Origin of the sequence: Fischerella thermalis PCC 7521 (assembly GCF_000317225.1) — a bacterium.
Taxonomy (GTDB): domain Bacteria; phylum Cyanobacteriota; class Cyanobacteriia; order Cyanobacteriales; family Nostocaceae; genus Fischerella; species Fischerella thermalis.
In genome coordinates, this window is sequence record NZ_AJLL01000009.1 from 65,942 (window position 1) to 86,997 (window position 21,056).

At 41.7% G+C, this 21,056-nt stretch carries 17 protein-coding genes and 1 pseudogene; 11 read left to right on the forward strand and 7 right to left on the reverse strand.

Annotation, left to right across the window (positions count from 1 at the left end):
• Positions 1–18: 18 nt before the first annotated feature.
• Positions 19–396, reverse strand: a complete 378-nt coding sequence (locus UYK_RS0102515) for a zinc ribbon domain-containing protein (RefSeq protein ID WP_009455630.1) — start codon at positions 394–396, stop codon at positions 19–21.
• A 305-nt stretch (positions 397–701) separates the two neighbouring features.
• Positions 702–1,688, reverse strand: a complete 987-nt coding sequence (locus tag UYK_RS0102525) for a LysR family transcriptional regulator (RefSeq protein ID WP_016870850.1) — start codon at positions 1,686–1,688, stop codon at positions 702–704.
• A 231-nt stretch (positions 1,689–1,919) separates the two neighbouring features.
• On the opposite strand from UYK_RS0102525, the gene UYK_RS0102530 reads away from it, so the two are divergent.
• The 4 genes from UYK_RS0102530 to UYK_RS0102550 all read left to right on the forward strand — a co-directional run bounded on the left by UYK_RS0102530 (position 1,920) and on the right by UYK_RS0102550 (position 5,641).
• Entirely contained in the window at positions 1,920–2,249 is a 330-nt protein-coding gene (locus tag UYK_RS0102530) for a DUF6825 family protein (RefSeq protein WP_009455633.1), read from the forward strand.
• Positions 2,250–2,437: 188 nt separating this feature from the next.
• Positions 2,438–4,123, forward strand: a complete 1,686-nt coding sequence (locus tag UYK_RS0102535) for an ABC1 kinase family protein (protein ID WP_009455634.1) — start codon at positions 2,438–2,440, stop codon at positions 4,121–4,123.
• Positions 4,124–4,138: 15 nt separating this feature from the next.
• A complete protein-coding gene (locus UYK_RS0102540; protein ID WP_009455635.1) occupies positions 4,139–4,864 on the forward strand; it encodes a Stp1/IreP family PP2C-type Ser/Thr phosphatase in 726 nt (241 codons plus the stop codon).
• A gap of 576 nt (positions 4,865–5,440) precedes the next feature.
• On the forward strand, positions 5,441–5,641 hold the full coding sequence (locus tag UYK_RS0102550; RefSeq protein ID WP_009455637.1) for an NblA/ycf18 family protein: 201 nt from the start codon (positions 5,441–5,443) through the stop codon (positions 5,639–5,641).
• A 594-nt stretch (positions 5,642–6,235) separates the two neighbouring features.
• Here UYK_RS0102550 and UYK_RS0102560 read toward each other — a convergent pair.
• The 4 genes from UYK_RS0102560 to UYK_RS26640 all read right to left on the reverse strand — a co-directional run bounded on the left by UYK_RS0102560 (position 6,236) and on the right by UYK_RS26640 (position 10,101).
• Positions 6,236–7,795, reverse strand: a complete 1,560-nt coding sequence (locus UYK_RS0102560) for a serine/threonine protein kinase (protein ID WP_016870851.1) — start codon at positions 7,793–7,795, stop codon at positions 6,236–6,238.
• A 190-nt stretch (positions 7,796–7,985) separates the two neighbouring features.
• The gene (locus tag UYK_RS0102565) at positions 7,986–8,435 is read right to left on the reverse strand and encodes a hypothetical protein (protein ID WP_016870852.1); all 450 of its coding nucleotides are present in this window, start codon (positions 8,433–8,435) and stop codon (positions 7,986–7,988) included.
• Between the two features lie 279 nt (positions 8,436–8,714).
• Complete coding sequence (locus UYK_RS0102570) at positions 8,715–9,893, reverse strand: anhydro-N-acetylmuramic acid kinase (protein ID WP_016870853.1); 1,179 nt, start codon at positions 9,891–9,893, stop codon at positions 8,715–8,717.
• A gap of 70 nt (positions 9,894–9,963) precedes the next feature.
• Complete coding sequence (locus UYK_RS26640; RefSeq protein ID WP_016870854.1) at positions 9,964–10,101, reverse strand: hypothetical protein; 138 nt, start codon at positions 10,099–10,101, stop codon at positions 9,964–9,966.
• A gap of 150 nt (positions 10,102–10,251) precedes the next feature.
• On the opposite strand from UYK_RS26640, the gene UYK_RS0102580 reads away from it, so the two are divergent.
• The 6 genes and pseudogenes from UYK_RS0102580 to UYK_RS0102605 form a co-directional block, all read left to right on the forward strand.
• Positions 10,252–11,244 (forward strand): DMT family transporter, encoded by a 993-nt coding sequence (locus tag UYK_RS0102580; RefSeq protein ID WP_009455644.1) that lies wholly within the window; start codon positions 10,252–10,254, stop codon positions 11,242–11,244.
• Positions 11,245–11,570: 326 nt separating this feature from the next.
• Positions 11,571–13,247, forward strand: a complete 1,677-nt coding sequence (locus UYK_RS0102585; RefSeq protein ID WP_009455645.1) for an alpha/beta hydrolase — start codon at positions 11,571–11,573, stop codon at positions 13,245–13,247.
• Between the two features lie 516 nt (positions 13,248–13,763).
• A complete protein-coding gene (locus tag UYK_RS0102590) occupies positions 13,764–15,491 on the forward strand; it encodes a diflavin flavoprotein (protein ID WP_009455646.1) in 1,728 nt (575 codons plus the stop codon).
• A gap of 315 nt (positions 15,492–15,806) precedes the next feature.
• Positions 15,807–16,325 (forward strand): phosphate-starvation-inducible PsiE family protein, encoded by a 519-nt coding sequence (locus UYK_RS0102595; protein ID WP_026086340.1) that lies wholly within the window; start codon positions 15,807–15,809, stop codon positions 16,323–16,325.
• A gap of 122 nt (positions 16,326–16,447) precedes the next feature.
• A complete protein-coding gene (locus tag UYK_RS0102600) occupies positions 16,448–18,190 on the forward strand; it encodes a diflavin flavoprotein (protein ID WP_009455649.1) in 1,743 nt (580 codons plus the stop codon).
• A gap of 301 nt (positions 18,191–18,491) precedes the next feature.
• A pseudogene (locus UYK_RS0102605) lies at positions 18,492–19,001 on the forward strand (gamma-glutamyltransferase); the annotation flags it as partial.
• A gap of 93 nt (positions 19,002–19,094) precedes the next feature.
• Here UYK_RS0102605 and UYK_RS0102610 read toward each other — a convergent pair.
• A complete protein-coding gene (locus tag UYK_RS0102610) occupies positions 19,095–19,955 on the reverse strand; it encodes a hypothetical protein (protein WP_009455651.1) in 861 nt (286 codons plus the stop codon).
• Positions 19,956–20,073: 118 nt separating this feature from the next.
• On the opposite strand from UYK_RS0102610, the gene UYK_RS0102615 reads away from it, so the two are divergent.
• A complete protein-coding gene (locus tag UYK_RS0102615; protein WP_009455655.1) occupies positions 20,074–20,988 on the forward strand; it encodes a metallophosphoesterase family protein in 915 nt (304 codons plus the stop codon).
• Positions 20,989–21,056: the final 68 nt, after the last annotated feature.

Consider the following 21,056-nt stretch of genomic DNA (forward strand, 5'->3'; position numbering starts at 1 on the left):
TATGTGCTTATTCGATCTTTAAGATTGCAACAGAGCTACGAGCAAACACACTAATAATAAAGCCAATAGCAACAATAAAGCCTGATTGCGTTTGATCCAGTTTCTCGCAGTAGTGCTAAAGCTTTTCGCTTCGCGCAACTGCTGTAACTCCAGTTCACTTTCTGCAAGATTTTGGTACAGCGTACATTCTTTGGCATAAGGACGCTGGGGAAAATTACAGCTATCATCAGCGTGGTAAGCACAACTGTCACACAGATAGCTATTTCCAGTTGCTCTGTGTAGAGGAATACCAGGATGGCCGTAAGCTTTTAGTTGAGCGCGACAATAGGGACAGGTGATAGCTTGCCTGTTTACAGGTTGATGACAACGAGGGCAAGTAGTTTTAGTAATGTCCACAACTTGAATGTCAATGAGTAAATACTTTGATCTTATATTTTAGAAATAGGAATTTGCTAAGCAATAAAATTGCGATCGCTAGTGCTAATGGTTCTGGCAAATCGAGTTTGGCCAAGGCAATTTTAGACAATGGTAAACTTTTTTTCCACGTCTTCAGATCAAGCATTGAGCAAATGGTACAAGCTATATCAATAAAGCTTTTCGGTTAACTCAACAAGCTTTGCAAATGACTACATATCTGCCACATCAAACACAGGAATGTGATCAAGAATTACTTGATCACAGCTAATGTTCCCAGAACAAGACTATATCCATAAAGCTTCAACTACTTGCATTGGGTTTTCTTCGTTAGTAGAAAATCTTTGACTTTCTTTGAGCAAATACTCTAGAAATGTACTAGCAGTTATTGGTAGCTGTTTTTTCTTAGGAAAGATGATCTGCCATTGACGATGAATTGGAAAATGATCAAAATCTAATATTGCTAGCTGGTTTCTGACTTCTGCACAGTTAAGGGTGTGCATAGATATGATGGAAACTCCCAAACCATCAATGACAGCTTGCTGAATTGCTTCATTGCTGCCTAGTTCTATGTTAATTTGCAGGTCTATTTCATGTTGTTTGAAAAATTGTTCTACTACCTTGCGGGTTCCCGAACCCTCTTCCCGCATGATTAAGGGTTCCTCAGCAAAAGCTTTCAGAGATAGATTGCGTTGGTGAGCAAAACGATGACTTGCAGGAGCGATCGCTACGAGGGGATTAGCTAAAAATGGCCTTACCTCTATGTCTTCTCTATTCGGTGGACAACTCATGATATACAAGTCATCAAGGTTCTCATGCATTCTCGCCAATAGCGCTTCATGATTGGTAAACTCCAAAGACAATTTCACACCAGGGTAGAGTTGACAAAAAGGCTTTAGTAGTTTGGGGAGGAAATACTTTGTTGTAGTCGCTGCGGCTAATCGCAGCCGTCCCTGTCTCATCCCTTGCAAGTCAAAAATAGTTGTTTCTAGGCGATCTAGGCACTGCAATATTTCCCGGCAAGTATGCAAAACCTCTTGACCTGCTTGGGTCAAGTAGATGCGCTTTCCCACTTGTTCAAACAGGGGCATACCCACAGCCTGTGCAAGATGCTTGACCTGCATTGATACTGTTGGTTGGGTGACAAACAACTCTTCGGCAGCACGAGTAAAGCTACAGTGTCTCGCAGCTGCTTCAAAGACCTGCAACTGATCGAGAGTAATTGATCTTGAGAGGCTATCTTTTTGTCTAAATTCTGCCAAAGAACTTTTCATAGAACTGTAGTAAGCGTCTGTTAATCAAAAATCAAAATTTCTACCAACACTAATGTTGCTTAATTTTTGTTTAGTTTTAATATACATTACTTTAACAACATTAATGTTGCTAAAGTTCAAATTTGTTGGTAGGTTCTCCAAACAACAAACAACCAACAGCACTTTAAGTAGAAGCAGTAAAGCAAATCGGCAAGTTATAATTTTTGTGCAGAAGAGACGTAACAAAAATTTATGAGCAACCCCCTGGTACAAGCTTTTTTCGTAGGTAGAGCAGTCGCAGAAGTGATAACAGAACGTCTGGAAAACGCTTTGACTGACACTTTGAGCGAAGTAGGCAAACTGGATGCGGAACTCAGAGAGCAGCTGCGCCAGTTCACAGAGGAAGTGATGGAGCGAGCCAATCGAGCCGCTGATGCAGTTGACACAGGTAAAAGCACAACAGGATTTGGTCAAACAGGTACTGACCCTGTGGATTTGCAAGCAATGATTGATGAACTGCGGGCAGAAATCGCCTTTTTGCGAACAGAACTACAACGTTATCGCAGCAGCAGAAATAGTTAGTTAGTGGTTAGTGGTTAGTAGTTTTTTTGTTTAGAAAAATCAACTATTTACCAATGACCTATGACCTATGAGCAATCATTCCGACCAGGCTATAAGCCCCTAGATGACCTAAGTGGGGTCAATCCAAATCTAAAATCTAAAATCCAAAATTGTTTGACTTAGATCAAAACCAGCGGTAAGCAAAGCATATGGAAAAAGGTTATACAGATAAGGCATACCGTTGGAATCGCGAAAACTACTCGAGTAGACGGCGGTTTGTAGACATTTGGTCATTTGTATTGACCTTATTGTATAGACTCTGGCTCTACAACAAATCTTGGAGTTATGCTGGTGGAGTGACTGAAGCCAAGCAAGCTGCTAGACGCAAAGTGTTAGCAGTGTGGATTCGTAATACTCTGCTGGATTTAGGGCCGACCTTTATTAAAGTTGGGCAACTTTTTTCTACACGTGCGGATATTTTTCCTAGCGAATATGTAGAAGAATTGTCAAAATTACAAGACAAAGTGCCTGCTTTTACCTATGAGCAAGTAGAAACGATTATTGATCAAGAGTTAGGTAAAAAGATACCGGAACTCTTTGCCAGTTTTGAACCAATTCCTTTAGCTGCTGCTAGCTTGGGACAGGTACACAAAGCAGTTTTGCGCTCAGGTGAAGCTGTCGTTGTGAAAGTGCAACGTCCAGGATTAAAAAAGCTATTTGAAATTGATTTAAAAATTCTTAAAGGTATAGCTCGTTACTTCCAAAATCATCCAAAATGGGGTAGAGGGCGCGATTGGATCGGAATTTACGAAGAGTGTTGTCGTATTCTTTGGGAAGAGATTGACTATCTCAATGAAGGACGCAATGCTGATACTTTTCGCCGCAATTTTCGCGCTTACGGATGGGTAAAAGTACCACGTGTTTACTGGCGCTATACTTCCTCACGAGTTTTAACTTTAGAATACGTTCCCGGGATCAAAATTAGTCAATACGAAGCTATTGAAGCTGCGGGTTTAGATCGTAAGCAAATTGCTCGTCAGGGCGCTCAAGCCTATTTACTTCAGCTACTCGACAATGGTTTTTTCCATGCTGATCCACATCCTGGCAATATCGCTGTTAGTCCGGATGGTGCTTTAATTTTCTACGATTTTGGCATGATGGGACGCATCAAATCCAACGTGCGAGAAGGACTGATGGAAACACTATTTGGCATTGCTTCTAAAGATGGCGATCGCGTTGTCCAATCTTTGATCAATTTGGGTGCATTAGCACCTGTAGAAGATATGGGTCCTGTGCGCCGTTCTGTCCAGTACATGCTGGATAATTTCATGGATAAGCCTTTTGAAAATCAGTCCGTAGCAGCAATTAGTGACGACTTATATGAGATAGCTTATGATCAACCTTTTAGATTTCCAGCTACATTCACTTTTGTGATGCGCGCCTTCTCGACTTTAGAGGGTGTAGGCAAAGGTTTAGACCCAGAATTTAACTTTATGGAAGTTGCCCAACCCTATGCAATGCAGCTTATGACGAATATGAATGGTTCTGAAGGCAATAGCTTTTTCAATGAATTAAGCCGACAAGCTGCCCAAGTTAGTAGCACAGCATTTGGTCTACCACGTAGACTGGAAGATACACTGGAAAAACTTGAGCGTGGAGATGTACGTCTGCGTGTCCGGTCTATTGAAACAGAGCGTCTACTACGTCGGCAGAGCAATATTCAACTTGGCATAGCCTATGCCTTAATAATCAGTGCTTTTACACTTTCAGCAACGATTTTATTTGTCAACAATTATTTTTGGCAGGCAGTTTTTATTGGTTTGATCGCAACCGCAGTATTATGGTTGCTAATTAGACTGCTAATGCGTCTTGACCGTTATGACCGTATGTATTAATTTTTGCAAAAATATATGAAACTTCGTTTTACCGGTATTAGTGATCCGGGACTTATTCGTTCTAACAATCAAGATGCTTACTATATTGACCCAGAAGGGCGCTTTTTCATTGTTGCTGATGGTATGGGCGGTCATGCAGGAGGTGAACAGGCAAGTCACATTGCTGCTTGTGAAGTGAAAAAGTATTTGCTTGACAATTGGGATTCTTCCCAAACCTCAGCGCAGTTGTTAGAAGATGCTCTCTGGCAAGCAAATCAAGCTATCTTACAGGATCAGGAAAATCATCCAGAAAGATCTGATATGGGAACAACAGCTGTGGTGGTGATTTTCCGCCCTGGAGAACCTCCCTGGTGCGCTCATGTTGGTGACTCTAGGCTATATCGCTTCCGAGATTCCCAATTACAACAAATTACTGAAGATCACACCTGGGTGGCACGTGCCATCAAAATGGGTGATATTACACCAGATGAGGCACGGATTCATCCTTTCCGTCATGTCTTGTCTCGCTGTTTAGGACGTGAAGACCTAGATCAAATTGATTTACAACAACTTGATGTTAAAAGTGGCGATCGCTTGTTGTTATGTAGCGACGGACTCACAGAAGAACTAGTGGATGAAAAAATTGCTTCCTACCTTCAAGAAAGCCTGCTTGTGGAAAAAGCTGCGATCGCCCTTGTTGAAGCTGCCAAAAAAGAGGGTGGACACGATAACATCACTGTTGTCATCGTTACTCTGGAATAATTAGGGATCAGGGAGCGGGTATAGGCGGTCGGGCTTGTCCTCCTTGTCCTCCTTTTCTCCTAAATCCTACTCTCCAATACCCGATGCCCGATCTCCTATCCCTTTTTGGTAAATATACTCATCATTTTGTTCAGCCTGAGCATTTTTCTGATTTACAACTTGATACATATAAACTTAATCTCTGAAGAAGTTTACCTACAGAGGGTGTTTTACTATCTTTAGTTGGTTGACACCTTGCGCTTTATAGGGTAAGGCGAATATAATTTACATTTATACCCTCTCTTTGATCTATCGCAAAGAGTAATAAGGGAACTTCGCCGACCAGAGCGTTTCTGGAAAACCTAATTTTTACCGAAATTTCTTTAGGTAGACTTGAGGTTTATATCAGTAGGATGAAAACAAAGATATTAGGTTAGTCAAAAAATCCCCACAAAGGATATGGGCAAACTGTCAAACACTTGTTATCTTTCTTAATATAGATAAAGTAAGTGTCAGACACATAAGCGACTAGCCCAATAATCTCTTCGGATCCCTTGTAACCGAATCTAACCTTTACTTATTTTTCAGGAGCTAATTATGGACAAACCTATTGAGTTGACTTTAGAACAGCAATTTAGCATCCGCTCTTTTGCTACTCAGGTACAAAACATGAGCCATGATCAAGCAAAAGATTTCCTCGTCAAGCTCTATGAGCAAATGGTTGTCAGAGAAGCAACTTACAAAGAATTGCTCAAGCACCAGTGGGGCTTAGACTCAGGTTCTAGCTGGGCAGCTTAGGGTTTTGAGTCGCGGTAGGCGACCTCCTTCTCTTGCTAGGTTCCACCAGAGGAAAAGAGCTGGGGATGTCGGGGCGTCAACTTTGATAAGGGTGAAAATAAAAAACTTAACACAATCAAGCTCCAAGATGTGGAAGGAAACCATAACATATAAGCTTGTGTGTTCTAAACGTTACCCGCGATAAATTCGTGTATTCCTAAAAATTACACTAGCTAAGTATTCATTACTCCACAACAAAGTACTTTGTTTAAAAGCACATTATTGTAATTTTTTAACCCAGCGATAGCACCAATGAAATGATTTTAAACGCTCACTAGATGAGTACATTAGCACAAACCTTATGCAAAGGCACAGAGTTTCGGGCTTTTAGGTATAAACAATCTATACCTTTGCCCAGACTTTAGAGAGGGGTTACTGTGCAACCTCTAGCTCATCTGTGTTTTTGAGTTTATATCTTTATTATTTATATTTCTTATGAGGGTATTTTGCAACTCCTAAACAATTTTTCTTAACATTAATTAATATTTTGCTCTCTTCACACAGCAATTTCATAGATGTGATCCAGTTCATTCCGGCTTTTTCCTTCATTTCAAATTAGCCTGAGAGGTCGAATGGAGAATCTGTATCAATTGCTTGTAATTTTGCTAAGATTTGGGGCTTAAGTTTTTCGTACTCAAATTTAAGTAAATTTTTACTAACTTGGGGGTCATCTGAGGATGCCAATGATTTACTCATTCTTGCCCACTCTTCGAGTCTTTGACGTTGAGCAGAGGCAATTGTCGAAATTATGATGTGAGCGCAATGGTTTGGTGTTTCTCTAGCAAATAATAGTAGACGGTAGTAACCATTTTCCACGAGTAGGCGAGTAGTTTCCTGGGCGATATTTGTTTTGAGATCAAGATAATAAGGTAACCATTTAGAACCATGCTTGCGGTTATAGAGGACAGTAATCCACAAGAGCATGGGATGAGGAGAAGTAATGAAAAGAAACTGATTATAACGAGTACAGACTAAACGCTTTTGAATTTCTGCTTGTGGTAGCATAACCCACAAAGCAGGTTTTAGTTCCCCATTGAGACGAATAGGGTGAGGAAAAACAATATTGGCAATGGGTTTATTTTGAGGCCAGGAAACTTGTTGTGCAATTTCATTATTTAATGGAGATATGCGCGAATCAGCGTCAGATTTGTGAGCAACATTAGTTTTTACAGACGGAGGATTGATAATAGCAGGTAAATGAGTGGTTTTTTCTTGAGTACGTGTAAAATCATGCTGTTCAACAGATGTTAGCACTTTGAGAATTTCACCAATATTTTGAGGGCGATCGCTTGGTGATTTAGCCAGACAACCTATGATCAAATTTTCTATTTGCTTAGGTAATTGTAATGTCGGGGCAACTTCAGCAAAAGTCCGTGGTGGTTGAGTTTGATGTGCTTTATACCATGCTCCAAAAGAATGGGTTGGTGCGACTAGGGGCATTTTGCCTGTGAGCATTTCAAACATCATCACGCCCAAACTATAAATATCAGAACGGTTGTCTAGCTCCTTACCCTCCATTTGCTCTGGTGAAGAATAAGCTAGTGTACCTAAATAGAAATTTGTATAATTGCTATCTGCCTGTAGTAATTTAGCAATACCAAAGTCTAGAATTTTGACTAATTCTCCAAAACTAGCGTCTTGAACTACTAATATATTGCTGGGTTTAATATCACGATGGATAATTGGGTAGATTTTGCCATCAATTGGAATTCCATCATGGGCGCATTGTAACCCTAAACAAATTTGACGCGCCAAGCTCAAGAATCTTGGTAAAGATAATTTTTGCTTACGAACAATCTGGTTTAGACCTATACCTTGTAAATATTCCATCACGTAGAACGGAGTATCATAGTCGTCTACGCCATAGTCCATCACCCGAACAATATGAATACTTTTTTGTCCCAATAAAGCACAGGTTTTTGCTTCTCGTTCAAAACGCTCTTGCAATCGCATTTTTTTATTTTGAACTGACAAAGCCAAAAACTTAACAGCAACAGGTACGCCCCCCAACAAAACGTCCCTAGCACAATAAACTCGACCCATTGCTCCGGTTCCAATCAACTCTTTAAGCTCATAGCGATTACTGAGTAAACGACCAACGTTGGGGTCTGACATATAAAATTGACTCCAATGTTCAAAAGTAGAAAACGATACAAAGGGTACTAATATCTTTGGCTTTGCCTTGTATTTTAGTTTGCCCACTTTTGACTCAGTTCATTAACTGTGGATAAAGGAATGTTAGTAGTTAGTAGTTGGTAGTTAGTTGTTAGCGGTTATTATTAAGCACTATCCACTTGGCAATTTTTCAGTTTGTACGCTGGCGTTCCAGACTCGCTTCCATTGTGATAGTTAAATAGTGACCAGCCATAATGCCACTAGTTAGGTAGTAGCTGTCATCGTTCACTCGATGTAGAGTTTCAAAACCGCTGCGACGTTCGCGATCGCTCAGTACCCAGTAACGCTGCACAATTGTATCTAAACCAATCCAGCCCTCGCCTTCAACTTGCCCTAAAATATTATGTTGTAGTAAAAAAGTATACTGCCGCGCACCTACATCTAAACGTCCTTTATACTGCAAGGCAATATCCGCGCGATCGCTACCAGGAAAAATCAACTTTGTTGCCATTGTGAACCAATTATCTCGATTCCAAGCCACCAAAGTCATACCCTTAACATTGATTGCTAGACCATCGCGTTCCAGCCAACTCCCTTGTAATACCCAGCGTCCGGGTTGCAATAAAAACGTGTGAGCCACCTTGTCAAATTCCTTGCCGTTGAGCGAGTACCGCCAAGATAGCATAGTATCGGTGGGGAGGTGGGGGAGTGGGGGGAGTGTGAGGAGTGGGGGGAGTGGGGGAGTGTGAGGAGTGGGGGAGTGTGAGGAGTGTGAGGAGTGGGGGGAGTGGGGGAGTGTGAGGAGTGGGGGAGTGTGAGGAGTGTGAGGAGTGGGGGGAGTGTGAGGAGTGTGAGGAGAATAAATAGTAACAAATGACAAATGACAAATGACGAATGATCAATGACAATTGACAATTGACTATTGACTAAAATTTATTTCTCCTAACAATACTCGTTTGCTTGCTCCAGTAACAGTTGGTAAGTTACCGGGAAAGCCTAATTGTCGCCAGTAGGCTAAGACTGCAAAGGCGATCGCTTCTTTGAAATCTGCGCTCAATCCAACTTCATCTGTTGTTAAAACTGGCACTGGTTCTAAAAGCTGTTGTAAGCGATTTTTTAAATAAAGATTGCGACTACCACCACCGCATAAAAACACTCTTTCTGGCAATTTTGGTAAAAAAGAGCGGTAATTGTGAACAATAGAAACGGCTGTTAGTTCTGTGAGGGTTGCTAGTAAATCTGCGGAATTGAGTTGGTATGGTTCAGAATCTTTGATACACTCTTGTAGGTAATCAACACCAAATAATTCTCGGCCTGTAGACTTTGGTGGTGGCAGATGAAAGTACTCTTGCTCCAGCCAATGTTCAACTAAGGCATGACAAGGGGTTCCACTAGCAGCCCAAGAGCCGTTTTCATCATAGGTTTTTGTGCCATTTGTTAAATACTGTACTGCCAGATCCAATAAGCTATTTCCCGGTCCGGTATCCCAACCACGAATCTTTTCTAACCAATGATCTGGCTGAGAATCTTGCCGAGGAGGTAGATAAGTAATATTACCAATGCCACCTATATTTTGAATACAACGTGCTTCTTGAGGATGACTGAATAAAGCAGCATCTACAGGCGATACAAGGGGCGCACCTTGACCACCAGCAGCAATATCTGCTACACGGAAGTTATTTACAGTTGTTATACCTGTTAATTGAGCAATGACAGCACCGCGACCGAGTTGGAGAGTGTAACCTAAACAATGGCGGGGTGAAGTGTTCTCCCTATCTCCCACACCAGCTGGTCGATGGTAAACTGTTTGACCGTGAGAACCAATTAAAGTAGCTGGTTGGTGATCGACTTGAATGTTTTGTGCGGCTTGAGCAAAAGCAATTGCGATCGCATCATCTAATTCTGCCAACTCTGCCATTGAGATGGCTTGACCAGCACAAACAGCCAAAATACGTTTTCTTAGATCATCTTGGTAGGGATATGTTGCTCCGGCTACGAATTCTACTTGTAAATCAAAGCCTGTACCGGAAATATCTACTAAAGCAGCATCTATACCATCTACAGATGTGCCACTGATTAAACCGATGACGCGAGTCATATATATTGTTAATGGTTGGTAGTTAGTGGTTAGTTATATCACAAAGCTTATGTTTTGCTGGGTAATTAGGCTATCTAGTGACCTTTACCGTAGAATAGCGATGATTAATCAGATGAGAACATTTCTCAATAGAAAAACCTACTCCCAATGCTTTGTAAAATCCAATTGCAAAAGCGATCGCCACTCCATCTCCTAAAGCCTGATTCATAACAAATCGAAAATTTTCACGCTGAACCTATATCCCGATGAGACAGTGGTGATGCCAAATTTCTTTTAAATGTTGTTGGTTGTTTGTTGTTTGATGTGTGGGGTCTTAACAAACAACAATCAACTACCAACTACTAACAACTATTGACTAATGACTAAAATTCATCAAACATCAGGTCGCTGGCGCTTAGGACTAGCATTGTCACTACTCACTGCTTTTTTGTGGGGAATTCTACCAATCGCTTTGTCAGTAACATTACAAAAACTAGATGTATATACTGTCACTTGGTTTCGGTTTTTGATCGCGTTTGTTTTGTTAGCAATTTATTTAGGTGTACGAGGTAAATTACCTACACTAAGACAACTGCGTTCTACTTCTGGGAAATTATTAGCGATCGCAACAATTTTCTTAGCTCTTAATTACATTCTTTTCCTCCAAGGTTTGGCGCTAACATCACCTTATAACGCCGAACTACTGATCCAATTAGCACCTTTGCTCATGGGTTTGGGAGGTTTAGTAATTTTCCGAGAACGCTATACACTAACTCAGTGGCTTGCCTTGGGAATTCTAACTATTGGCTTTATTCTCTTTTTTCACGAACAACTTTTGCAATCATTTATAGCAAGTTCTCAAAACACTAATACTTCTCATACATATCAACTATTTCTCAATAAAAATATTATTTTTGATTCATCTCGAAAATATCTACTAGGCAGTAGTTTAATTATCTTGGCAGCAGTCACATGGGCAGTCTATGCTTTAGCACAAAAACAGTTATTAAAATCTTTATCTTCATCCAATATCATGTTAATGATTTATGGAGGATGTACATTATTTTTCTCTGTATTTGCAAAACCAAAAACAATATTTAATCTTGATTACTTTCATGCTGCAACATTACTTTTTTGTGCCTTAAATACTCTGATTGCCTATGGTGCTTTTTCGGAAGCTTTGGAACATTGGGAAGCATCGCGAGTAAGTGCTGTATTGGCTTCGACTCCGATTATCACTTTATTGTCAGTAGAATTTGTATCAGTAATCGCACCTAATTTAATCGCTCCCGAAAAATTAACTCTGGTAGGAATGTTAGGAGCAGTTTTAGTTATCACTAGTTCAGTAGCGATCGCTTTGGGTGAACGCTAGTAAAATTTTATTTAATCAGTACTATTACTCTTGATTTAATTCAATTAAGAGGATTCTAAATATTTATGATTTGCATACGCAAGCGTATGTTTTTTTATTTGATATGATGTCATCGTTAGAGTCAACTAGCTGATTTGCTCGACGACTAGATAAGTAACTCAACTTATCCAGTAAACTTAACTGAAGTTCAATATTGAATTTCTAAATTTCCAGAAACTGCAAAAAATCCGTACATTAGAGGCGCATCACAAAAACTAAACCCAGGGTGTAGGAATAACTACCACAATACACGCCTCGTCAACAACATCACTGTGTATAGTTGAACGATGAATAGCTTGTTTAGTAAGTGGGTCAGCACCCTCACAAAAAATTGGCAGTTGCTGGTTATATCTACGGTGCTGCCAACCTTTGGGTTGAGTCATTCAGCCTTGGCAGCAGAGCGAATTTATGGATCTTATTCAGCCATAGAACGTTCTGTTTCCGTTACAGCCTTGGAAAACTTCGCCACAAATGGCGTAGTAAATGAAGAATTGGCAGTTTATACCCAATTTCTCAAACCAGAACAACTTCAGGAGTTGCGGCGGGTATTAGTTAGTCCGATTAAGGTTCATCCTGTGGCAGTATCACAATTTCTCTATACACCGCAGGGAGAATTTTTGCTAAAACGTTTGGGAGGAGTAATTAGAACCGAATCTCGCCAACCAAAATCAGGATTCCATGCTTTGCGATCGGCGTTGATTTTAGCAGCAAATGAACCAGGAGGCTTAACACTACTAAATTTGGTGCGGAAGTATCCCAATTCCAGCATTCATATTGACTTAGCGCGTACTCTGGGTATTGCAGCAGAACTAACAAAAATGGTGAATGACACTAACCGCGCCGTAGAAGCAGTTTTGCAAAAGTCTGCCACAGAAGCTGCCAGGATGCCATCATCATTTAATCTTTCCCAATTGCCAGATGTACGGCGTCAGGGAAAATTTGTTGTGACAAAAACCTCGTTGAATCAAATAGATGGCGCAAGAGGGCGGGAACGACTTTTATTGAGCGATGTTTATCTTCCCAACGCCCGCACCAAAGTACCCGTGATCGTTATTTCTCATGGTTTAGGTACAGACAGCAGCAACTTTCAATACTTAGCTGAGTATCTAGCTTCCCACGGTTTTGCTGTTATTGTTCCCAACCATCCGGGTAGCAATACTCAACAACTGCGATCGCTACTCAACGGCAGTGCCAGAGAAATATCACAAGCGGAAGAATTTTACAACCGTCCTTTGGACATAAAATATATATTAGATCGATTAGAGAATGATGCTAGCTTTAAGAATCGGCTAAACCTACAACAAGTAGGTGTAATTGGGCAATCTTTTGGTGGTTACACAGCTTTAGCTTTAGCTGGTGCAAAGATTAACTTTAAGAAATTAAATAAAGACTGTCACGAACAGAAACTCCAGCAGACTTGGAACATGTCTTTGCTATTCCAGTGTCGTGCCTTAGAATTGCATGGCAAGAACTATGGTATTAGCTATAACCTGCGAGATGAGCGAGTTAAAGCTGTGATTGCAATTAACCCAATTACCAGCAGTATCTTTGGTGAAGCGGGCTTAAGTCAAATTAAAATTCCAGTCATGATAGTTGCTGGCAGTGATGATACGATCGCACCTGCCTTATATGAGCAAATACAACCCTTCTCGTGGATTACAAATTCAGACAAGTATCTCGTCTTACTTGCCGGTGGAACACATTTTTCTACTATCGGCGAGAGTAGTAATGCTTCTAAACAAGTACCGTTACCTTCAAACTTAGTTGGAGATGATCCAAGACAAGCACGTCGTTATGTAAGCATGTTAAGTATGCCTTTCTTACAAACTTACGTTGGTGGCATATCGAGATACTCTCCCTATTTGAATGCTGGCTATGCTAAATATATCTCTAACCAGAATATGAGCTTAAGTCTAATTCAGTCTTTGACTCCAAATGAATTGGCAAGAGCTACAGCAAAGTAGGTAAAAAATGATCGAGATCCCTTAGCAAAATCAAAAATAGGCATTGCAGAGAAAGCAGGATGTTTTTGAATTGTTGTCAACGAAAAAATCTAACTTCTTCGCGTACTTCGCGTTACTTTAACCCATCTTTCGATTTTGGTTTCAAAGTCCATTGATATCCTTCTGCGATCGCTACTTCATCTCTATAGCTACTACGGGGATTCCTTTAGCGTTGAATACCCCAAAGTACCGTGTTTGAGTTGCTTGCATTGCTGTATTTAGTATAAAGTCGCATTTTTAGCCAAATTCCTGTAGCTAAACTCTGCGCTCCCTAGCGTTACCGTTGAGGCGATCGCTCTTTGCTAGGTTTGTTACTCGCACAAACTTTATGATAAGCATAAGCTAATAAATATGTATCCAATATTTAAAATAACTAATAACAGTCTTTAGAAATTGACATTTTACAAATCTAGTGCATCCAGATAAACATTAAATAAGGTAAAGCATTATTACGAAGATTGCTGGAGGCAGCAGCGTATGGTTGCACTAACTGCTCGTGAAAATACCAAACCCCAAGGTCGCTTGACCATGCAAACAATTGAGATAGGGGTTGAGACGATCGCTATTCGTTCTCTAGATTGGGATCGCGATCGCTTTGATATTGAGTTTGGATTGCAGAACGGTACAACCTATAATTCCTTTCTCATCCAAGGTGAAAAGACTGCCCTGGTTGATACCTCTCACCGCAAGTTTCAGCAATTATACTTAGATGTGGTCAAAGGATTAATTGACCTTTCAACCCTAGATTACTTAATTATTAGCCATACCGAACCAGATCACAGTGGACTGGTGAAAGAGGTATTGCGGTTAGCCCCCCAAGTCACAGTAGTGGGGGCCAAGGTTGCCATCCAATTTTTAGAAAACATGGTACATCAGCCATTCTTATCTTTAATCGTCAAGAATGGCGATCGCTTGGATTTAGGCAATGGACATGAGTTAGAATTTGTCTGTGCTCCCAATCTCCATTGGCCAGATACCATTTTTACCTACGATGCCAAAACCCGCATCCTTTATACTTGCGATGCTTTTGGAATGCACTACTGTGATGACCACGCCTTTGACGAAGATCCAGAACTCATAGAACAAGATTTTAAATATTATTATGATTGCCTGATGGGGCCAAATGCCCGTTCTGTGTTGTCTGCGATCAAGCGGATGGAAAAATTAGATGTCGGCATGATTGCCACGGGACACGGCCCTTTATTACAACACCACCTCTTAGACTGGGTGAATTACTATCAAAAATGGAGCCAGGAGCAAGCCAAAACAGATACCTTAGTAGCCCTCTTCTACTGTGAAGATTACGGATACAGCGACCAATTAGCAAAGGCGATCGCTCATGGGATCACGAGAAATGGTGTTGCAGTAGAACTGGTAGATTTAAGTATTGCTGAACCCCAAGAAGTCCGGGAATTGGTGAACCAAGCAAGCGGTTTAGTGATTGGAATGCCATCCCAAGCTGATCAAAATGCCCATGCAGCTTTAAGTACCATTCTCGCCGCCGCCCACAACAAACAAGCAGTCGGGCTGTTTGAAACTGGTGGTGGAGAAGATGAGCCAATTTATCCCCTACGGAACAAGTTTCAAGAAATTGGACTAACCGAAGCTTTTCCCCCAATTTTGATCAAAGAACCGCCCACACAAGCAACTGAACAAATGTGTGATGAAGCGGGAACTGATATCGGACAATGGTTAACGCGCGATCGCACCATTAAGCAAATTAAAACTCTAGATAATGATTTAGAACGGGCATTAGGAAGACTTAGTAGTGGACTCTATATTCTGACTGCCCAAAAAGGCGATGTTAGTAGTGCCATGTTAGCCTCCTGGGTGATGCAAGCAAGTATGAATCCCTTAGGAGTTGCCATTGCAGTTGCCAAAGACCGGGCTATTGAATCCTTGCTGCATGTAGGCGATCGCTTTATTCTCAACGTCCTTGAGGAAGACAACTACCAAAGCTTAATGAAACACTTCCTCAAGCGTTTCCCCCCCGGTGCAGATCGGTTTGCAGATATCAAAATTTATCCCGCTAGCAATGGCTGTCCCATTTTGGCAGACGCCCTAGCATACATGGAATGCGAAGTCACAACCCGCATGGAGTGCAGCGACCACTGGATCATCTACAGTAACGTCCACACTGGTAGAGTTGCCAAACTAGACGCCCTCACCGCCGTCCATCATCGGAAGGTTGGTAACCATTATTAAGGTATGAGGGGTATGAGGGGTATGAGGAGTGTGAGGAGTATGAGGAGTGTGAGGAGTATGAGGGGTATGAGGGGTATGAGGGGTATGAGGAGTGTGAGGAGTGCAAGGATAAAATATTTGTTTTACTCCCTCCACTCCCTCCACTCCCTCCACTCCCTCCACTCCCCCCCCACTCCTCACACTCCCCCCACTCCTCATACTCCCTCCACTCCCTCCACTCCCCCCACTCCTCACACTCCCCCCACTCCTCCCACTCCCTCCACTCCCCCCCACTCCTCCCCACCTCCCCACCTCCCTCACTGGAGTTATTACATGATGCAATTGCTGAAAGATTTGCCTGTCAAACCCATAAAGCGAGAAAGTTGGTTAAATCTAGGTCGGATTGTGCAAGCACTGGAATTAGTTCAAGATTTAATTGTGATTTCTTTGTGCATCGGGCTATTTAGCTTTATGGTGCTGCAAATCTGGACTATGTTCCTTTCTCTCATCCCCCCGATCCACTTCCACGTTGTGACAGCAGATATCCTATCATTGCTGATTTTAGTGGAGTTATTCCGTCTGCTAATTATTTACTTGCAAGAGCAACGAGTTTCGATTGGGGTTGCTGTGGAAGTTTCGATTGTTTCTGTACTCCGAGAAATGATTGTACGCGGTGTATTAGAAACGACGTTTATGCAAGTATTGGCTGCTTGCGCATTTTTACTGGTATTAGGTGTGTTGATGGTGCTGAGGGTTTGGCTACCTCCAACTTTTGAAGGTATTGATCCTGAACAAGAAGTTTCGAGGCGTTATAAGAGACGTCTTGCTAAAGAAATGGGCCATTCTGATTTTTGAATTAGCCCAAGGTTTTGTTTGGAAGATCGAACACCGTGCAAGGCGATGCACACGGATGGGTTATTCCGTTTGCACAATAGCCTACTGATTTACTTACGTCTCTACAACCACCAACCTTTACTATGTCTTTCTCAACTGTAATCCCAACTCTCAGTCGCCCCCGTGATGTTCAAGTTGCTGAAATTGGTATTAATACTTTGGTTTTGCGATCGCGAACTTGGGAACGTCTCAAGTTTGAGGTTGAATACGGTCGTCAAAGGGGTACGACTGCTAATTCTTATTTGATTCAAGCCCAGCACACTGCTTTGATTGATCCTCCTGGGGAGTCTTTTACCCAGATTTTTTTAGAGGAGTTACAGAAACACCAAGATTTGGGTAAGTTGGATTACATCATTTTTAATCACGTCAATCCTAACCGGATGGCAACTCTCAAAGTCTTGATGGAAAAAGCACCCCAAGTCAAGATTGTCTGTTCTAAACCTGGTGCGAATGTCCTGAAAAACACCTTTCCTGACTGGGAGTCAAAAATACAACTTGTTCGTTCCGAAGATACTCTTAATTTGGGCGGAGGACATGAGCTGCAATTTGTCACTGTACCAACTCCGAGATGGGCAGATGGTATGTGTACTTACGACGTTGCTACTCGCATTCTTTATACTGACAAGTTGTTTGGCGTACATGTCTGTAGTGATGTCTTGTTTGATGAAGATTGGAAGCAACTGGATGGCGATCGCCGCTATTATTTTGAATGTCTCCACGCCACCCAAGCTAAACAAGTAGAAGCAGCTTTAGATAAATTAGCACCTCTAAAAGCGAAATATTACGCCCCTGGTCACGGGCCGATTGTTCGCTACAGTCTCAGTCGTTTTACTTACGATTACCGCCAATGGTGTCAGGAACAAAAAAATCAAGAATTGCGAGTAGCTTTGCTTTATGCTTCTGCCTACGGTAATACGGCAACTTTAGCACAGGCGATCGCCCAAGGATTAATTCAAACTGGAGTTGCAGTCGAATCTATCAACTGCGAACTAGCAGAACCCAGTGAAATTACTCGCGCCATTGAAGCTTGCGATGGCTTTATCATCGGTTCTCCTACTTTAGGCGGTCATGCACCCACCCAAATTCAAACTGCTTTGGGAATTGTCCTCTCGGCGGCGGCGAAAACCAAATTAGCGGGTGTATTTGGTTCCTACGGTTGGAGTGGGGAAGCGATCGACCTGATTGAAAGTAAACTATTAGATGCCAATTACCGCTTAGGGTTTAACACTATCCGCATTCGCTTCAGTCCTACTGAGTTCACTTTGCAACAATGCCAGGATGCGGGAGCAGAATTTGCCCAAGTCTTGAAAAAGAAAAAGAAACTCCGCACTCCCCGCCAAGCGTTAACAGCAGCGCAAGTAGACCGGACAGAACAAGCCGTTGGACGCATTATTGGTTCTTTGTGTGTTATTAGTACTCGCCGCGGAGATAGCCACAGTGGAATCCTCACATCGTGGGTATCTCAGGCTACTTTCAACCCTCCCGGTTTAATGATTGCGATCGCCCAAGATCAAAATGCCGATGCCATGATTCATCCCGGTGATCAATTTGTCCTGAATATTCTCAAAGAAGGACGTAACCTCAGACGCTACTTTTCCTACCACAGTACGCCAGGTGATAATCCTTTTGCTCAATTAACAACCAAAACAGCTAATAACGGTTGCTTGATTCTTTGTGATGCCCTTGCCTATCTAGAATGTACTGTGCAACAACGAACCGAATGTGGCGATCGCTGGTTAATTTATGCCACTGTAGATAAAGGCGAAGTCCTAGAACCGACGGGTGTCACCGCCATTCAGCATCGGAAATCAGGTAGTCATTATTAATCACAAATTACTCACAACATGAATTTTTTTACCAACAGATAACATAAACGCACACCCAAAATCCATCTGTGTGCATCGCCTTGCACGGTGTTCGATTCACAACTTAATGTTGGCAGAAGCCACCCCTTATACTCACGCACACACCCCAAATCTATCACAGTCCATCGGTGTCCATCTGTGTGCATCGGTGGTCGATTTTCAAAACATATATATTCTGTCACCTCTCCAATTCACAACAGAGAATAAATTGAGGTGATTTGAGAAAATCATCATCTATGTGATACTTGGGTGAGTGCTGTATGTGGGATTTGGAGCTGCTGTGGTTGCTGATGGGACGGGAATTGTACTTAATAATGAAATGGATGATTTTGCGGCTGCACCGGGAGTACCGAATGCTTTTGGTTTACCAGGTAACGAAGCGAATGCGATCGCGCCATGCAAAACACCTTTATCTAGCATGACTCCGACGATTGTAACTGAAAATGACCGCCTACGTTTAGCGGTGGGTGCGCCTGGTGGTGGTACTATCATTACCCAAGTACTGCAAGTCATTCTAAATGTGCTGGAATACAACATGGATGTAGGCGCAGCCGTTTCTGTTCCTCGCATCCATCATCAGTGGCTTCCCGATGAGTTGCGAGTCGAACCCTTTGGTTTAGATGCTCTCACTTTGTCAGAATTACAGCGTCGGGGACACAAAATTAAACAAACCCAGCCTTGGGGTAATATTAACGCGATCGCAGTTACGTCTGATGGAAGTTTAGAAGCAGCAGCCGATCCACGTGGTGAAGGATCAGCAAGAGGATATTAAATTAGGTGATGGGGTGATGGGGTGATGGGGATTAGTAGCCATTAACCACTAACCACCAACAACCAACTACTAACAATTGACAATTGACTACTCTTAGGCTTGTCTTCTAAAAATTACCATTTCACTACCCACAACAGGGTTACGTGCGACCAGCCTATTTTGTGAGTCGCTAATTTCTAGGTGGGTAAAGTCCAGTTCTTGAGAACGTTGGAGGATTTCGGCTGCGAGTTTATTCTGTTCGGATTCGCTGAGGGTGTACCAATCATCACTAATTTTGATATCCAAATTGCTAGTGAGAAAGTTAGCTTGGATCGATTTTATGAGTCCAGAAGCAAAGCGATCGCTAACTTCTGCTACTTGATTTTCAATCGTTGCAATTAAAATTTGTTCTGGTGTTAATACTATCGTTGCTGGTTGGTTGTCAATTGTGGGTGTGGGTGTTGGAGTTACTTCTGGTTCTGGTTCTGGTTCTGGTTCTGGTATTGGTGTGGGTTCTTCCTCTGGTGATGGTGTTTCTGCTACGGTTGGTTCTTCAGTTAGAGATGGTTCTGGAGATGGGGAGGTGAGGGGAGTAGGAGAAGTAGGGGGAGTAGTGGCAATTTCGGTGGGTTTGCCTGGGAAAATGGTGGAAGTAGCCCAAACTAGGATGACAGCAAAAATAGCGATCGCTCCTGTCAAAGCTGTATCTGACAACTTTGCTGAGAAATTTGCTGGTAAGTAAGAGCGGATTTTGGCTAATAGTCTACTCCACCAGTTGAGAGATACATCACCTGGAGGTGATTCTGTTTCTAGTTTGTCTACTGTCGTTTCTAAAACTGCGATCGCGCCTTTGAGAATTTGGATAGTTTTAGTCTTCCAAAAAGACTGTCCCCTTTGGTGATTTCTCTGACGAGATGTATCATCTTGCGGTTGTGGCGAAGAAGGTGGTTGTGAATTCTGATTGTCCTGTGACATGGAACTTTCACCTAAAGCAGCTAATCAAAGATTTATATTGTGGCTGCTACCTCCCCAACCTTAATGTATCATTTCAATGCTTGGGTTAAACTGACTTAATTAATGATTTTTGCCAAACATGAAACTAAAACGTCGTCAATTTTTATTTTTAAGTGGACTCGGTGCGATCGGTGCAGGATTTTTAGCTAGTATTAGTCGTGGGACAATTGGTCAAAATAGCCAGCAAATCTCAAAGGTAATAGCCGCTAATCCATCTACCAAAAAAGATTTATTACTGCGTTTTGTTTCTGTAGCAGATACAGGTACAGGTGCAAGAGGGCAATATGCTGTAGCTAGAGCAATGGCTAATTATCACAGCAAAAATCCTTATAATTTGGTTATCTTAGCAGGAGATAATATCTATACCAACGGCGAAATTGAGAAAATCAACGCAGTATTTGAGCGTCCCTATGCTCCATTACTAAAGCAAGGTGTAAAATTTCAAGCTGCTTTAGGAAATCACGATATTCGCACTGCCAATGGCGACTTGCAAGTTAAATATGCAGGCTTTAATATGCAAGGGCACTACTACACATTTAGTCGGAATAAAATCCAGTTTTTCGCACTAGATACTAATAGTAATGCTGACTGGATTAGCCAGCTAAATTGGTTAGAAAAAGAATTAAGCCGTAGTAATGCTACCTGGAAAATTGTTTTTGGTCATCATCCTATTTATGCATCAGGTGTCTATGGTAGCAACCCAGATTTTATTCAAATTTTTACTCCTTTATTTCAAAAATATGGTGTGCAACTTTACATTAATGGACATGAACACCATTATGAACGTACCCGTGTCATTAATGGCACAACTTATTTAATTTGTGGCGGTGGTGCAGGTACTCGTTCTGTTGGTAAAAATGAATGGACGGAGTATTCTGCGGAAAGATTAAGTTTTGCAGCTTATGAAGTGTTTGCAGATCGCATAGAAGTTAGTGGTATTGATACAGCAAACCGTATTTTTGATCAAGGTATCATTCCATTGAAGTCAGCTTGATTTTATAATCAAAAAATCACAAATAACTAGCCAAGATAAACTGTGTACACCAAAATGAAGGAAAACNC

Excerpts from the sequence above, each read along its gene's own strand:
- UYK_RS0102525 (WP_016870850.1), bottom strand. The coding sequence starts at position 1,688 with ATGAAAAGTTCTTTGGCAGAATTTAGACAAAAAGATAGCCTCTCAAGA.
- UYK_RS0102530 (WP_009455633.1), top strand. The coding sequence starts at position 1,920 with ATGAGCAACCCCCTGGTACAAGCTTTTTTCGTAGGTAGAGCAGTCGCA.
- UYK_RS0102535 (WP_009455634.1), top strand. The coding sequence starts at position 2,438 with ATGGAAAAAGGTTATACAGATAAGGCATACCGTTGGAATCGCGAAAAC.
- UYK_RS0102540 (WP_009455635.1), top strand. The coding sequence starts at position 4,139 with ATGAAACTTCGTTTTACCGGTATTAGTGATCCGGGACTTATTCGTTCT.
- UYK_RS0102550 (WP_009455637.1), top strand. The coding sequence starts at position 5,441 with ATGGACAAACCTATTGAGTTGACTTTAGAACAGCAATTTAGCATCCGC.
- UYK_RS0102560 (WP_016870851.1), bottom strand. The coding sequence starts at position 7,795 with ATGTCAGACCCCAACGTTGGTCGTTTACTCAGTAATCGCTATGAGCTT.
- UYK_RS0102570 (WP_016870853.1), bottom strand. The coding sequence starts at position 9,893 with ATGACTCGCGTCATCGGTTTAATCAGTGGCACATCTGTAGATGGTATA.
- UYK_RS26640 (WP_016870854.1), bottom strand. The coding sequence starts at position 10,101 with ATGAATCAGGCTTTAGGAGATGGAGTGGCGATCGCTTTTGCAATTGGA.
- UYK_RS0102580 (WP_009455644.1), top strand. The coding sequence starts at position 10,252 with ATGACTAAAATTCATCAAACATCAGGTCGCTGGCGCTTAGGACTAGCA.
- UYK_RS0102585 (WP_009455645.1), top strand. The coding sequence starts at position 11,571 with ATGAATAGCTTGTTTAGTAAGTGGGTCAGCACCCTCACAAAAAATTGG.
- UYK_RS0102590 (WP_009455646.1), top strand. The coding sequence starts at position 13,764 with ATGGTTGCACTAACTGCTCGTGAAAATACCAAACCCCAAGGTCGCTTG.
- UYK_RS0102595 (WP_026086340.1), top strand. The coding sequence starts at position 15,807 with ATGCAATTGCTGAAAGATTTGCCTGTCAAACCCATAAAGCGAGAAAGT.
- UYK_RS0102600 (WP_009455649.1), top strand. The coding sequence starts at position 16,448 with ATGTCTTTCTCAACTGTAATCCCAACTCTCAGTCGCCCCCGTGATGTT.
- UYK_RS0102610 (WP_009455651.1), bottom strand. The coding sequence starts at position 19,955 with ATGTCACAGGACAATCAGAATTCACAACCACCTTCTTCGCCACAACCG.
- UYK_RS0102615 (WP_009455655.1), top strand. The coding sequence starts at position 20,074 with ATGAAACTAAAACGTCGTCAATTTTTATTTTTAAGTGGACTCGGTGCG.